Source organism: Phenylobacterium aquaticum (assembly GCF_022695515.1).
Classification (GTDB): Bacteria; Pseudomonadota; Alphaproteobacteria; order Caulobacterales; family Caulobacteraceae; genus Phenylobacterium; species Phenylobacterium aquaticum.
On sequence record NZ_JALDPT010000025.1, the window covers coordinates 33,833 to 47,329 of the forward strand.

Sequence of the window (13,497 nt, forward strand, 5' to 3'; positions counted from 1 at the left end):
CGGATCGGTCAGATCTGTGCGGAATAGGCTTGACCAAATGCCGTCCCGGGCGCGTGATCACGCTTCCGTGATCGGAGGGCGTCATGTGCTTCAAGGCTCTGCTTGTCGGCCTGGCCCTGCTGCTCGGCGGCTGCAATCGGGTCTATTCGCACCAGCCGCTGTTCCATGACGCGACCGGTCTGCCGGCGATCCGGGCGGGGACTTGGCAATGGGGCGGACCACACTCGATCACCACGCCGGTCCGCTCATCCTTTCGCATTCGCGCCGATGGGCGGATGTTGCTGATCGACAGAGACGGGTCCCCTAGGCGAATGCGGCTGTTTCCCGGCGACCCGCTGATCGTCCAGATGAGTCCGGCGCCCCACGAGACCGGCTACTTCTATTTCGGCGCTCGGGTCCGCACCCGCGACGCTTCGGGGAGGGCGACCGGGCTGAGCGTCTGGCCGGTCGACTGCGGCCCCCCGCCCGGCGACGGCGGTCCAGAACAGTTTGTGTCACCGACGCCCTTCCCGGACCTCCTGGTCGACGGCGACAACTGCCTGGCCTGGACGCCGGAGGCGGTTCGCAACGCCGCTCGCGCCAGCGAGGCCTTGGAACCGGCGATGGATCTCGTCTGGCGGCCGGTCAGGGCGCGGCGCGCACCGGGACGCTGACGTCGCAAATGCTGAAGTCGGCCCCCCGGGCCTTGCGGACCTTGGCGACCAGGGCGGCGAAGGCGGGGCCCTTCTCGTTCAGAACCTCCAGCTTCGGTCGCTCGGCGGGCGGCAGGTCGATGGCGACCCGCACCCGCACCATCTTGTCAGGCTTGGCCGGCGGTTCGCCCACGGCGACGGCGCGGACCACGTCGAGACCCGAAACCACCTGGCCCCAGACCGTATAGTCCCGGTCCAGCCGGCGGCTTGCGTCCCGCATGAAGAAGATCTCGCTGTTGGCGCTGCCGGGCGCCTCCTGGCGGCCCATGCCGGCGGTTCCGGGACAATAGGCGCCCCAGGCGCGAAGCTTGCCGTCCTTGGACCGCGCCAGTTCCGAGGTCGCCACCATCTCCACCGGGCTCGATCCGACGAAGCCCGAGGTCCCGTCGCTGGCCCGGCGCGCCACCGCCAGGTCGCCCGGCGCCAGGCGGAAGGTGAATTCCGGGGGAAGGTCCGGATGGCTGGAGACCCCGCCGTCGTGATTATTGGGATTGCCGGTCTGGTCGACGAAATGGTCGATCACCCGGTGGAACAGGAGGCCGTCATAGACCCCTTCGCGGGCCAGCAGCCTGATCCGCTCGACCGCCAGGGGCGCAAGGTCGGGGCGCATCTCCACCACCATCCGCCCCTGGGTGGTGTCGATCACTAGGGTCTGGGCGGGATCGAGCGGACGCCAGTCGGCGGGCGCCGCGGCGATCAGGGGCAGGGCGGCGAGGGCGGCGAAGAGGGTGCGCATGCGCGCGAGCTTGGCCCAGGCCGGCGCACGCCGCCAGCCGCATATGGATCGCCCTCCCCCCGCGGGGCGGGGAGAGGGCGGGATGAGGGGTGCGAATATTCAGCTGGGGCTCGCCGGATTTCAGCAAAGTTCCCCTCACCCCCACTCCCCCCGCCGTGCAGGGGGAGTGGGAAGCCGGTCTAGGTGATGCGCTTGACGCTCACCGGGTCGCTGCCGGGGAAGCTCTCCTCAAGGCCTTCGTCGAGCAGGGCCTCCTGGCGGTTCTCGGCCTCGGCCTCCTTGTCGGCCAGCTGGTCGTGCTTCTCGTCGTCCTTCAGGGCTTCGGCTGGCCGGGCGTGGGGGACCTCGATGTGGCGGTCCTCCAGCTGGGCGCGGCCCTCGACCGCGGAATCCGCGGCGCTGCCGCCGGAGCCGTGGCTGAAGGCGCGCTTCTCGTCCTTGCGGGTGTTGGGCACAGGCGTGGAGTTCGACATGGATCTCTCCTTGAGGTGGGCGCCGGTCGCACCGGCCGTTCCCTCTCTCAACGCCCCGCCGCGCGAAGCGGTTGCCCCGCGGCGACCCAGCCTTGCGCGTTGCGCAGGCGAATGCCGCTGGCGTGCAGGCTGGAGGACCAGACGTCCTTCAGCGGCAAAAGGCTCTCCATCAATCTCAATTCGACGCCCAGGGCGGCGAGCGCGGCGGGCAGGTCGGTCAGGGTCTCGACCGCGTCGGGCGTCACCGCCTGGCGGCTGACCCACATGCCGGCGTCCCTGAGGCTCTCGAAGCTCTCGGCCGGCAGGGCGTAGCGGTGGATCACCCCGGTCTTCAGCCGCTCGAACCAGGCCCATTCCACATAGGCGACCATGGCGGGACGCCCCGGCCCCATCCAGCGGTCGATATCGGCCTCGGCGGACCCGGGCTCGGCCCAGATGAGGATGCGCGGGCAGTCGCGGGGAAAGCTGTACATCGCCTGGCGGGGGGCGTCGATCGCCCAGACCAGGGGCCCGTTCAGCCAGTCCATGCCGGGCGCCCGCTCGGCCGGGACCTGCACGGGCCGCGGATCGAACCGCGCGATGGTCGGGTCGTCGGAGAAGTGGAACAGCGCCATGGTCGAGCTTAAGCCGCCGGGAAGGGTTTGAAGCGCATAAGCTTAAGTCCCCGCGCGCGTTGCCCGCCAGGGTCTTTGCCTGTAGTCAGCCGCTGCCTGTCCCTCCGGAACCGTTCGCCCTCATGTCCGAACTCTACGACGTCGCCGCCATCGGCAACGCCATCGTCGATGTCATAGCCCCGGCCGATGACGCCTTCCTGACGGAGCTCGCCCTCGACAAGGGGGCCATGATGCTGGTCGATGAGGCCCGCAGCGCCCTGCTGTACGAGCGCATGGCGGCCGGGGTGGAGACCTCCGGCGGCTCGGCCGGCAACACCATCGCCGGGATCGCCAGCCTGGGCGGCCGCGCGGCCTATCTAGGCAAGGTGGCCAACGACCAGCTGGGCGACGTCTTCCGCCATGACATGCGCGCCATCGGCGCCCATTTTGACACCCCGCCCCTGATCGGCGGCCCGTCCACGGCCCGCAGCCTTATCAATGTGACGCCCGACGGCGAGCGGACCATGTGCACCTATCTGGGCGCCTCGACCGAGTTCACCGCCGACGACATCGACCCCGCCGTCATCGAGGCGGCGAAGATCGTCTATCTGGAAGGCTATCTGTTCGACGCCGAGGCCGCGCGCCGCGCCTTCGCCAAGGCGGCGGGTCATGCCCGCGGCGCCGGCCGTCTGCTGGCGCTGACGCTCTCCGACGGCTTCGTGGTCGATCGCCACCGGGCCGGCCTCCTGGGCTTCATCGAGAGCCAGGTCGACCTGGTCTTCGCCAATGACACCGAACTGACCGCCCTGTTCGAGACCGACGATTTCCACGCGGCCCTGGCCCAGCTCCGCCCCCATGTGAAGCTCGCAGCCGTCACCCGCGGCGCCCAGGGCTCGGTGATCATCCAGGGCGACGAAACCGTCGCGGTTCCGGCCTATCCGGTCGAGAAAGTCGTGGACACGACCGGCGCGGGCGACCAATACGCAGCCGGGTTCATGTACGGCCTCGCCAAGGGCCGGTCGCTGGAGATCTGCGGCCGCCTCGGCTCGCTGGCGGCGTCGGAAGTGATCTCGCATTACGGCCCAAGGCCGCAGGTCTCGCTCAAGGACCTGGCGGCCGCGAAAGGACTTTAGGGATGGCCCGCACGGCCGAGGTGGTCCGCGAGACCAAGGAGACCCAGATCACGGTGCGCGTGGATCTGGACGGCTCCGGCGTATCCGATGTCCAGACCGGGATCGGCTTCTTCGATCACATGCTGGACGCCTTCGCCCGCCATGGCGGGATCGACCTCCATGTCCGCGCCACCGGCGACCTGCATATCGACTTCCACCACACGGTGGAGGATGTCGGCATCGTGCTGGGCCAGGCGATTCACAAGGCGCTGGACGGCTTCAAGGGCGTGCGCCGCTTCGGCAACGCCTATATCCCCATGGACGAGACCCTGACGCGCTGCGCCATTGATCTGTCCAACCGGCCCTATCTGGTCTGGAAGGTGGCCTTCAAGACCCCGAAGATCGGCGACTTCGACACCGAGCTGTTCAAGGAGTTCCACCACGCCTTCGCCATGAACTGCGGCGCCTGCGTGCATCTGGAGACCCTCTACGGGGACAACTCCCACCACATCGCCGAGAGCGGCTTCAAGGCCCTGGCCCGCGCCCTGCGCACCGCTGTCGAGCTCGACCCCAAGACCCACGGCCACGCCCCCTCCACCAAGGGCGTGCTCTAGGATTTTCCCATGCAGAGCGTCGCCCTGATCGACTACGGGTCGGGCAACCTTCGCTCGGCCGAAAAGGCCCTGATCCGCGCCGCGGAGGGGTCCGCCGAGATCGTTGTCACCTGTGATCCCGAAACCATCGCCCGCGCCGACCGCATCCTGTTGCCCGGCGTCGGCGCCTTCGCGGCCTGCATGCGGGCCTTCGAGAGCCGCCCCGGCCTGGTCGAGGCGATGGCCGAGGCCGTGCACGTCAAGGGCCGTCCCTTCCTGGGCGTCTGTGTCGGCATGCAGCTGGTGGCGACCCGCGGCCTGGAGTTCGGCGAGACCAAGGGTCTCGGCTGGATCCCCGGCGACGTGCGCCGGATCGAACCGAACGATCCGCACGCCAAGGTTCCGCATATGGGCTGGAACGGGCTCACCCGCCTGTCCGGCCCCCCCTTCCTCGCAGAGATCGGCGAGGGCACCCCCATGTACTTCACCCACTCCTTCGCCATCTTTCCGGATGACGACCGGGACGTCGCGGCCTGGGTCGACCATGGCGGGGAATTCCCCGCCGCGGTCGCCAAGGGCAATGTGGCGGGCGTGCAGTTCCACCCTGAAAAATCCCAAAGCGCCGGGCTCGCCCTGCTGGCGCGGTTCCTGGAGTGGCGACCGTGATCCTCTATCCCGCGATCGATCTGAAGGACGGCGAATGCGTTCGCGTCCTGCACGGCGACCTCGACACCGCCACGGTGTTCAACACCTCCCCCGCCGACCAGGCGCGCCAGTGGGCCGATAGCGGCTTCCACTGGGTGCACGTGGTCGACCTCAACGGCGCGGTCCAGGGCAAGGCGGTCAATGAAAAGGCGGTCGAGGCGATCCTCGAGGCCGTCTCCATCCCGGTCCAGCTGGGCGGCGGCATCCGCTCCATCCGCGACGTCGAGCGCTGGATCGAGGCGGGTGTCTCCCGCGTGATCCTGGGCACGGTGGCGGTCACCAAGCCCGAGATCGTCAAGGAAGCCGCCCGCAAGTGGCCGGAACAGATCGCCGTCAGCGTCGATGTGCGCGGCGGCAAGGTGGCGACCCAGGGCTGGACCGAAAGCTCCGACCTCGACGCGGTCACCGTGGCCAAGCGCTTCGAGGATGTCGGCGTCGGCGCCCTGATCATCACCGACATCGACCGTGACGGCACGGTCATGGGCTTCAATGTCGAGGCCTTTGGGGCCATCGCCGATGCGGTCTCCATCCCCGTCATCGCCGCCGGCGGCCTGGCCACGGTGGACGACATCGCCCGGCTGATCGCCCGCAAGGGCGCGCCCATCGCCGGCGCCGTCCTCGGCCGCGCTCTCTACAATGGCGCGATCGTTCCCGCCGAAGCCCTCAGGATCGCTGGCTGATGCTGAAGGTCCGCGTCATCCCCTGTCTGGACGTCAAGGACGGCCGGGTGGTGAAGGGGGTCAATTTCGTCTCCCTGCGCGACGCCGGCGACCCGGTCGAACAGGCCACCGCCTATGACGCGGCCGGCGCCGACGAGCTGATGTTCCTCGACATCACCGCCAGCCACGAGCGTCGGGGCGCCATCCTGGACGTCATCGCCCGGACGGCCGATGTCTGCTTCATGCCGCTCTCGGTGGGCGGCGGCATCCGCCAGGTGGAGGACGCCAGGCGTCTGCTGCTGGCCGGGGCCGACAAAATCAGCGTCAACACCGCCGCGGTCGAGCGCCGCGAGCTGGTCTCCGACTGCGCCGACGCCTTCGGATCCCAGGCCGTGGTCGTCGCCATCGACGCCAAGCGCACCGGCGACCGCTGGCACGTCTTCACCTATGGCGGGCGCACCGACACCGGCCTCGACGTGGTCGACTACGCCGCCGACGTGGTCCGGCGCGGGGCGGGCGAGATCCTGCTCACCTCCATGGACCGCGACGGCGCCAAGATCGGCTATGACCTCGACCTCCTGAAGGCCATCACCGACGCCGTCTCCGTGCCGGTCATCGCCTCGGGCGGGGCGGGCAACGCCCAGCACATGGTCGACGCCGTGCTGCAGGGCGGAGCCGACGCGGTGCTGGCTGCGTCGATTTTCCACTTCGGGGAAGTTTCCATCGGCGCGGTGAAACGGGCTGTGGCTGAGGCGCACATTCCTGTGCGCCTGACGGAGACCGTCTGATGAGCCGCTTTTCCGAGGTCATGGAGCGCCTGTCGGCGACCATCGAAGCCCGCAAGACCGCGAGCCCGGATAGCTCCTACACGGCCAAGCTGCTGTCGGAGGGCGTCGAACGCGCCGCCAAGAAGCTGGGCGAGGAGGCCGTCGAGGTGGTGATCGCCGCCGTCCAGAAGGACAAGGACGGCCTGGCCAGCGAAAGCGCCGACCTCATGTACCACTTCCTGGTGACGCTGGCCGCCGCCGGCGTCAGCCTCGACGACGTGGCCGGCTGGCTGGAAAGCCGCGAGGGCCGCTCAGGCCTCGAGGAAAAGGCCTGGCGCGGCAAGTCCGAGCGCTAGGAACAGAGCACGCTGCTCCCCCTCTGGGGGAGCTGTCGCGTAGCGACTGAGGGGGCCGGCCCGAAGGGACCGTCACGACCCATCCGCCCCGACCGCCCTCAAGTGAGGGCGGCCCCCTCCGGCCCCTCGGGCCACCTCCCCCAGCGGGGGAGGAGCCACACGCCCCCTACAACCCCGCCACATCGCACCCCCGCGCCTCCAGCACCGGCCGCAAAGCCCAATAGGCCGCCGGCGTCCGCATCAGGGGGATGCGCGGATAGAGGTGGTGGATGATGTGGTACTGCATGCCCATCGAGCCGATGTTTCCGACCACGCTCCTGAAGCTGCGGGTGTCGCGATAGCGCCCGGTCTGCGCCGCCGGATGGTGCGGCGCCCAACTCAGATAGAACTGGATATAGGTCGTGCCGATGTGCTTCGGCAGCCACCAGACAAGCGCCGCGACCAGGGCGTGCCCGCTCCAGGCCATGCCGAACAGCACCCCCAGATAGGTCAGCTGATAGACCACGGCGACCAGACCCGCCCGCTGGGCCTCCGGCGTGCCGAGCCGCGCGAGCGTCGCGCCGTAGGACTTGCCCGCCGCCGAGCCCGGCTGCCGCTGGCCGATCGACTTGACGATCATGTGCCAGGGCCCGCGCGACTTCGTGCCGATATCGGGTCGAGCTCGGGATGGTTGGCGTGCTTGTGGTGCTCGTAGTGGGTCAGCCGCGCGACCCCATAGGGCAACATCATCGGTATGGTCGACAGGTGGCCGACCAACTCGTTCAGCCAGAACAGTGGCTCGCCCTCGCGGGCGATGATCCGGTGCTGGGCCTCGTGGCTCGGCAGGTAGCAGAGCATGACGTTGAGGGTGGCGATCGGGAAGGCCGCCCACAGCGGCAGGACGCCTGAGAGCGTCAGCGGCCACAGGCTGAGCCACACCGCCAGATTGCCCAGGCCCCAGCCGATCGAGCCCCAGGGCAGGCCGCCCATATAGCGCTCGGCGATCTGCTTCTCGAGCTTCATCAGCTCGCCGCTGGACAGGGCGGAAAGGTCGCGACCTTGGGCGGTCGCCGCCGCGCTCATATCCATCGGCCGCTCCAGTTCGCGAACGCGCCCCAGCCGCCGCCGACCACGAGGCCGATGGCGAGCGCCGGAACCCCGAACGGGGCGGGCTGATGCAGGGCCTCAAGGCTCTGGGCGATCAGGGGGGCGAGAAATCCGATCCCGAATAGGAACGGCATGAACCGGAACAGCGGTCCCAGCACCTTCTGCAACATGGCGTCCTCCCGCGCCGAACCTTCCCCGGCCCCTGCGCTCCCACAAAGATGACGCCAGCGTCACTTTTGTGCAAGCGGCGAATCGCCCACCCGCTGCGGCGGATTCGCCCGACCGCCCGCCCCAAGCTCCGCCTTGACAATCGCCTTCTGCGGCTGCTCTCTGAGAAGACAACAATAAGTATAGTTCGGGGAGGCGCGTCGCATGAGCATGGACTCAACCCCGGCGGCCGGCCCGGCCCCGCCGATTGGCCCCGAGCCCCCCGTTATCCAGGCGATGACGGTCATCTATCTGGCGGGCGGCGCCTTCTGTCTCGCCCTGATCATGCTGGTGGCGGTGTTCTACGATCCGCCGACCGAGGCCATGAGCCGTTCCGCCGTGCTGATGGGGGTGTTTGTCTTCGCCATGGCCGGGGCCGGTCGGGTCAGCATGGACGTGGCGCTGAAGTTCCTGACCGACGTCGTCATCAAGAGGATGGTCCCATGACCCGCGAACAGGTCGCCCGGCTGATCGCCTGGGTGCTGATCGCCATGACCGTCGTGGTCGCCGTGATCGCCACGGTCGGCTTCTGGCGCTTGCAGGAGAATATCGTGCGCCTGCGCCAGGAGGCGGCGGCGCTGGAGTCCAACCGGGCGGTCACCTTAACCGGTCTGTCGGACCTTCAGGCGGTTCTGATCCAGAAGGTCGAGACCCCCAACCAGACCTGCGACAAGATCAAGCGGGTGCGCGACATCCTGCAAACCCTGTCCAGCGCCCAGCGCGAGGCCATCCCGACGGAGGTCTATTCCATCCTCGCCAACGCCTGCTCGGTCATGCCCGGCGGCGTCGCCAGTCCGGAGCATCAGGCGACCCGCGAGTTCGTCACCACCTATATCGACGCTCTCGGCGCCCGGCTCCAGGCCGACTATCCGAAGTCCCAGACCCTTTATGAAAAGGCCATGGCCATTCCCCACGCCGACGAGGTCGACGCCCAGTGGCGGATGCGTGCTCTGGAGGGGATCGCCTACGCCCAGATGAAACAGGGCCGTTACGATCCCGCAGTCCAGAGCCTGGCCCGGCTCGAAGCCCTGAGGCTCGCCGAGAACCAGCGCCTGAACACCGACTTCGAGTTCGTCTTCGCCGGCCTCGACCAGATCAAGCTGAACTGCGTTGCCAAGCGGACCCCGGCCGGCCAGATCCGCCAGGACCTCAAGGCCCTGCGCGCCCGCTTCGACCACTACGCCGCCACCCGGCCCGACGCCTGGCACGCCAAATACGCCCGCCTCGACCGCGGTTATATCGAACAGGACGCCGAACTCTTCGAACTCTGCGCCGCGGCCGGCGTCACCCCCAAACCCCTGCCGGCCCCCGCGCCCTGACCGTCAAGCCCGCTCAATCCCGCGCAGGCGGGGACCCCAGAAGTCTCAAGACATCGGCCACGAATGACACGAACCGTGCCACTGACCCTGGATCCCGGTCTTCCCCTGCGGGGAAACCGGCATGACACTGAGGGAATGACCGACCCCCAGCGCCTCGCCCTGGTCCGCAGCCTCCACACGGCGATCTACGCCGTCATGGCCTCGGCCACGCTGATGGTCTTCTACGCCGGCGTCACCGGGGCGCACGGCCCCTGGCTCGCCCCCGCCCTCGTCCTGACCCTGATGGAGGCGGCGGTGTTCGCCGCCAGCGGCATGAAGTGCCCGCTCACCGCTATGGTCGCCCGCTATGACCCCACAGGCGGCGAGGTCTCAGACACCTGGCTCCCCAAACGCCTCACCCGCCACACCCTGACGGTGTTCGGCCCGCTGCTGGCGGTGGGGCTGGTGGGCCTGGCGGCGCGTTGGATGATGGGGCGGTGACGCTCTCCACTCCCCTCAGTGCGCGTCGTCCCAGTTCCCCGCGGCCCGCGCGTCCACCACCAGCGGCACGGAGATCTGGCAGGCCGGCTCGGCGGCCCGTTCCATCACCCGCTTGGCCACCTTGATCAGGGCCTCGGCCTCCGCCTCCGGCGCCTCGAACACCAGTTCGTCGTGCACCTGCAGCAGCATCTTGGCCTCCAGCCCCGCGTCCTTCAGCGCGGCCGGCATGCGGATCATGGCGCGGCGCATGATGTCGGCGGCGGCGCCCTGGATCGGGGCGTTGATCGCCGCGCGGTCGCCAAAGGCGCGCTCGGCGCCGGACTTGGACAGGACCGCCGGGATATTGACCTTGCGGCCGAAGATGGTGGTCACGAAGCCTTGCGCCCGGGCCGCCTGCTTGGTGCGGTCCATATAGGTGCGGATGCCGGGGAAGCGTTCGAAATAGGTCCTGATATAGGCCGCCGCCTCGTCCTGCGGGATCGACAGCTGGTTGGCGAGGCCGAAGGCCGAGATGCCGTAGACGATGCCGAAATTGATCGCCTTGGCGCGGCGGCGCGTCTCGGCCGGCATGCCCTCGATCGGCACGCCGAACATCTCCGAGGCCGTCGAGGCGTGAATGTCGAGCCCCTCGTGGAAAGCCTTCTTCAGCTGCGGGATGTCGCCGATGTGGGCGAGCAGGCGCAGTTCGATCTGGCTGTAGTCGGCGCTGATCAAGAGCTTGCCGGGCTCGGCCACGAAGGCCTTGCGGATTTTGCGGCCCTCCTCGGTGCGCACGGGATGTTCTGCAGATTGGGGTCCGACGAGGACAGCCGCCCGGTGGTGGTCGAGGCCAGAGCGTAGGACGTGTGCACCCGGCCGGTGCGGGGCGAACTCGCCGCCACCAGGGCGTCGGTATAGGTGCCCTTCAGCTTGGAGAGCTGGCGCCAGTCCAGAAGCACCCGGGGCAGGGCATGGCCCTGGGCGGCCAGCTCCTCCAGCATGGAGGCGTCGGTGGACTGGGCGCCCGTGGCGGTCATCTTGCCGCTGGAGAGCCCCATCTCGCCATAGAGCACCTCACCGATCTGCTTGGGCGAGCCCAGGTTGAACGGCCGGCCGGCTAGCTTGTGGGCCTCCAGCTCCAGCTCGCCCATGCGCACCGAGAAGTCGTTGGAGAGCTGGCGCAGCCGTTCGGGATCAACCCGGATGCCTGCGCATTCCATGTCGGCCAGGACGGCGGGCATGGGCCGCTCCAGGGTCTCATAGACGGTCAGAAGACCCTCGGTGACCAGGCGGGGCCGCAGCACCTGATAGAGCCGCAAGGTGACGTCGGCGTCCTCGGCGGCATAGGCCGTCGCCGGCTCCAGCGCCACGTGCTTGAAGCTCTTCTGGGCCTTGCCGGTCCCGGCCACCTGCTTGAACGGGATCGGCTGGTGGTCGAGAAACAGCTTGGAGAGCTCGTCCATGCCGTGGTTGTGCAGCCCCGCCTCCAGCACATAGCTGATCAGCATGGTGTCCTCGATGGGACTGACCCGCACGCCGTAGCGCGACAGCACCGCCATGTCGTACTTGGCGTTCTGGGCGACCTTCAGCACCGCGGGGTCTTCCAGCATGGGTTTGAGCCGCGCGATGGCCTGCTCCAGCGGGATCTGGGTCAGGTCGGCCGGGGCGTCGAAGGCGAGGCCCCCTTCCGTCTCATGGCCCAGCGGGATGTAGCAGGCCTCGCCGGCGGCCGTGGCCAGGGACACGCCAACCAGGCCGGCATTGGCCGAGGAGAGCGAATCCGTCTCGGTGTCGAAGGCCACGATCCCGGCCGCATGGGCCTTGGCGATCCAGGCGTCGAGGTCCTCCAGCGTGCGGACGCAGGCATAGCCGGTCGTGTCGATGGCGCTCTGGACGACCGGGGCGGGCGCGCTGGGCGCCGGGCTCGCGGCGGCGCCATTGCCGCTGGCGCTCGATCCGGAATTACCGATCCGGCGCGCCAGGGTGCGGAGCTCCATCTGTTCCAGGAAGGCCGACAGGATCGCCGGGTCCGGCGGTGCGACGGCCAGGTCGTCGATCGGCGAGGGCAGGGGGGTGTCGCAGTCCAGCTGCACCAGCTGGCGCGACAGCCGGATCTGGTCGGCGAAGTCGATCAGGGTCTGGCGGCGCTTGTCCTGCTTGATCTCGGAGGCGCGGGCCAGGAGGGTGTCGAGGTCGCCATACTCGTTGATCAAGAGGGCCGCGGTCTTGACCCCGATGCCGGGGGCGCCGGGGACATTGTCGACCGAGTCCCCGCATAGGGCCTGAACGTCGACGACCTTGTCGGGAGTCACCCCGAACTTCTCGAACACCTGCTCCGCGCCGATGCGCAGGTTCTTCATGGTGTCGAGCATGGAGACCCGGTCGCCGACCAGCTGCATCAGGTCCTTGTCGGACGAGACGATGGTCACCTCGCCGCCAGCGTCGCGGACCTTGCAGGCATAGGCCGCGATCAGGTCGTCGGCCTCGTAGCCGGGCAGCTCCAGGGCGTGGACCCCGAAGGCGCGGGCGGCCTCGCGGACCAGGGGGAACTGGGGGACCAGGTCTTCGGGCGCCGGCGGGCGGTGGGCCTTGTACTGGTCGTAGAGGCCGTTCCGGAACGTCTTCTCCGAATGGTCGAAGACGCAGGCCAGGTGGGTGGGGGAATCGGCCTGGGCCTTCATCTCCACCAGCAGCTTCCACAGCATGTTGCAGAAGCCCGAGATCGCCCCGATCGGCAGGCCGTCCGACTTGCGGGTGAGCGGCGGCAGGGCGTGGAAGGCCCGGAAAATAAACCCTGACGCATCAATGAGATAGAGGCGCGTTGCCGGCCCGTCCTGGGTGTTGGCGCGGGGCAGGTCGGGCAGGGCGGGGGCGTCGGCGGCGGTCTCGGTCATGGCGCCAAGATAGGGGGCGCGAGCCCCCCGGTCACGCCCCTCTAGCCGAACCGGGCGTTGAAGTTTGGCGCCCCCGTCCCCGCGGCGGCCAGGGGGCCCGGATCACCGCTGGCCAGGTAGGCCTGGGTGGCGCTCTGCAGGGCGGCGAAGGCGGCCTTGAACAGGCCGGTGGCCGAGGACAGCCGCCGGACGCCCAGGGTCTGAAGCTGGGCGGCGGTCGGAACGCCGGCGAAGGACATGATGTTCAGCGGCAGGGGCGCGGCCGCCGCCAGCCGGCCGATCAGGGCGGCCTCATTGGCGAAGGGGATGAAGATCCCGCTGGCCCCGGCGCCGGCGTAGAGCCGGGCCCGGCGGATCGCCTCGGCCTCGGCCAGGTCGGGCGCGACCAGCTGGGCCAGATAGACGTCGGTGCGGGCGTTGATGAACAGGTCCACCCCGGCCTTCGTCGCGGCCTCGCGGACCGCCTCGATCTTGCGGGCGTGCAGGTCCGGGGCGCGCCGGCCGTCCTCCAGATTGATCCCGACCGCCCCGGCCCCGATCACGGCCCGCACGGTGTCGGCGACCGTCCCCGGATCGTCGCTGTAGCCGCCCTCGATGTCGGCGGTCAGTGGCACGGGCAGGATGCGGGCGATCTCTTCCAGCGCCCGGATCAGGGTGGGAACCGGCAGGACGTCGCCGTCGGCGTAGCCGTGCGCCCAGGCGACGGCGGCCGACGAGGTGGCCACGGCCTTGGCCCCGGCGTCGGCCATCAGGGCGGCGCTGGCCGCGTCCCAGGCGTTGGGCAGGACGAGAATGTCCGGTCCGGCGTGCAGGGCGTGGAATGTGGCGGCGTGGCTCATGGGCGTC

Annotated in this window: 17 protein-coding genes and 1 pseudogene; 10 read left to right on the top strand and 8 right to left on the bottom strand. The window is 69.2% G+C overall.

The window, feature by feature from the left end; genetic code table 11:
- Nucleotides 1-83: 83 nt before the first annotated feature.
- Nucleotides 84-653 (top strand): hypothetical protein, encoded by a 570-nt coding sequence (locus MQH10_RS17430; RefSeq protein WP_242565284.1) that lies wholly within the window; start codon nt 84-86, stop codon nt 651-653.
- Here the strand turns inward: MQH10_RS17430 and MQH10_RS17435 are convergent.
- The 3 genes from MQH10_RS17435 to MQH10_RS17445 all read right to left on the bottom strand — a co-directional run bounded on the left by MQH10_RS17435 (nt 625) and on the right by MQH10_RS17445 (nt 2,515).
- Complete coding sequence (locus tag MQH10_RS17435; RefSeq protein WP_242565285.1) at nt 625-1,428, bottom strand: peptidylprolyl isomerase; 804 nt, start codon at nt 1,426-1,428, stop codon at nt 625-627. The two genes, MQH10_RS17430 and MQH10_RS17435, sit on opposite strands and share 29 nt — an antisense overlap.
- A 179-nt stretch (nt 1,429-1,607) precedes the next feature.
- Nucleotides 1,608-1,901: a hypothetical protein gene (locus tag MQH10_RS17440; protein ID WP_242565286.1), complete on the bottom strand. Its 294-nt coding sequence runs from the start codon at nt 1,899-1,901 to the stop codon at nt 1,608-1,610.
- Between the two features lie 47 nt (nt 1,902-1,948).
- A complete protein-coding gene (locus MQH10_RS17445) occupies nt 1,949-2,515 on the bottom strand; it encodes a DUF6886 family protein (protein ID WP_242565287.1) in 567 nt (188 codons plus the stop codon).
- A 122-nt stretch (nt 2,516-2,637) separates the two neighbouring features.
- Between MQH10_RS17445 and MQH10_RS17450 the strand changes: the two genes are divergently transcribed.
- Genes MQH10_RS17450 through MQH10_RS17475 form a run of 6 tightly spaced genes read left to right on the top strand, consistent with a single transcriptional unit; the run spans nt 2,638 to nt 6,686 of the window.
- On the top strand, nt 2,638-3,627 hold the full coding sequence (locus MQH10_RS17450) for an adenosine kinase (RefSeq protein ID WP_242565288.1): 990 nt from the start codon (nt 2,638-2,640) through the stop codon (nt 3,625-3,627).
- A gap of 2 nt (nt 3,628-3,629) precedes the next feature.
- A complete protein-coding gene (gene hisB / locus MQH10_RS17455) occupies nt 3,630-4,220 on the top strand; it encodes an imidazoleglycerol-phosphate dehydratase HisB (protein WP_242565289.1) in 591 nt (196 codons plus the stop codon).
- Nucleotides 4,221-4,229: 9 nt separating this feature from the next.
- A complete protein-coding gene (gene hisH / locus MQH10_RS17460; RefSeq protein ID WP_242565290.1) occupies nt 4,230-4,865 on the top strand; it encodes an imidazole glycerol phosphate synthase subunit HisH in 636 nt (211 codons plus the stop codon).
- A complete protein-coding gene (gene hisA / locus MQH10_RS17465; protein ID WP_242565291.1) occupies nt 4,862-5,584 on the top strand; it encodes a 1-(5-phosphoribosyl)-5-[(5-phosphoribosylamino)methylideneamino]imidazole-4-carboxamide isomerase in 723 nt (240 codons plus the stop codon). The genes hisH and hisA overlap by 4 nt, the downstream gene beginning before the upstream one ends.
- The gene (hisF, locus tag MQH10_RS17470) at nt 5,584-6,351 is read left to right on the top strand and encodes an imidazole glycerol phosphate synthase subunit HisF (protein WP_242565292.1); all 768 of its coding nucleotides are present in this window, start codon (nt 5,584-5,586) and stop codon (nt 6,349-6,351) included. The genes hisA and hisF overlap by 1 nt, the downstream gene beginning before the upstream one ends.
- Entirely contained in the window at nt 6,351-6,686 is a 336-nt protein-coding gene (locus MQH10_RS17475) for a phosphoribosyl-ATP diphosphatase (RefSeq protein ID WP_419720788.1), read from the top strand. The genes hisF and MQH10_RS17475 overlap by 1 nt, the downstream gene beginning before the upstream one ends.
- A gap of 166 nt (nt 6,687-6,852) precedes the next feature.
- Here MQH10_RS17475 and MQH10_RS17480 read toward each other — a convergent pair whose 3' ends face one another.
- Genes MQH10_RS17480 through MQH10_RS17485 form a run of 3 tightly spaced genes read right to left on the bottom strand, consistent with a single transcriptional unit; the run spans nt 6,853 to nt 7,942 of the window.
- Entirely contained in the window at nt 6,853-7,305 is a 453-nt protein-coding gene (locus MQH10_RS17480) for a fatty acid desaturase (protein WP_272887001.1), read from the bottom strand.
- On the bottom strand, nt 7,302-7,754 hold the full coding sequence (locus MQH10_RS26505) for a fatty acid desaturase (protein WP_272887002.1): 453 nt from the start codon (nt 7,752-7,754) through the stop codon (nt 7,302-7,304). Before MQH10_RS26505 ends, MQH10_RS17480 begins: the two co-directional genes overlap by 4 nt.
- Complete coding sequence (locus tag MQH10_RS17485) at nt 7,745-7,942, bottom strand: hypothetical protein (RefSeq protein WP_242565293.1); 198 nt, start codon at nt 7,940-7,942, stop codon at nt 7,745-7,747. The genes MQH10_RS26505 and MQH10_RS17485 overlap by 10 nt, the downstream gene beginning before the upstream one ends.
- A 202-nt stretch (nt 7,943-8,144) precedes the next feature.
- On the opposite strand from MQH10_RS17485, the gene MQH10_RS17490 reads away from it, so the two are divergent.
- From MQH10_RS17490 to MQH10_RS17500, 3 genes are all read left to right on the top strand, one after another.
- Entirely contained in the window at nt 8,145-8,426 is a 282-nt protein-coding gene (locus tag MQH10_RS17490) for a hypothetical protein (protein WP_242565294.1), read from the top strand.
- A complete protein-coding gene (locus MQH10_RS17495) occupies nt 8,423-9,298 on the top strand; it encodes a hypothetical protein (protein WP_242565295.1) in 876 nt (291 codons plus the stop codon). The genes MQH10_RS17490 and MQH10_RS17495 overlap by 4 nt, the downstream gene beginning before the upstream one ends.
- 135 nt (nt 9,299-9,433) lie before the next feature.
- Nucleotides 9,434-9,778: a hypothetical protein gene (locus MQH10_RS17500; RefSeq protein WP_242565296.1), complete on the top strand. Its 345-nt coding sequence runs from the start codon at nt 9,434-9,436 to the stop codon at nt 9,776-9,778.
- 15 nt (nt 9,779-9,793) lie between these two features.
- On the opposite strand, the pseudogene polA reads toward MQH10_RS17500, so the two are convergent.
- Nucleotides 9,794-12,651: pseudogene (polA, locus tag MQH10_RS17505) on the bottom strand (DNA polymerase I).
- Nucleotides 12,652-12,692: 41 nt separating this feature from the next.
- Nucleotides 12,693-13,490 (bottom strand): isocitrate lyase/PEP mutase family protein, encoded by a 798-nt coding sequence (locus MQH10_RS17510; protein ID WP_242565297.1) that lies wholly within the window; start codon nt 13,488-13,490, stop codon nt 12,693-12,695.
- Nucleotides 13,491-13,497 lie beyond the last annotated feature (7 nt).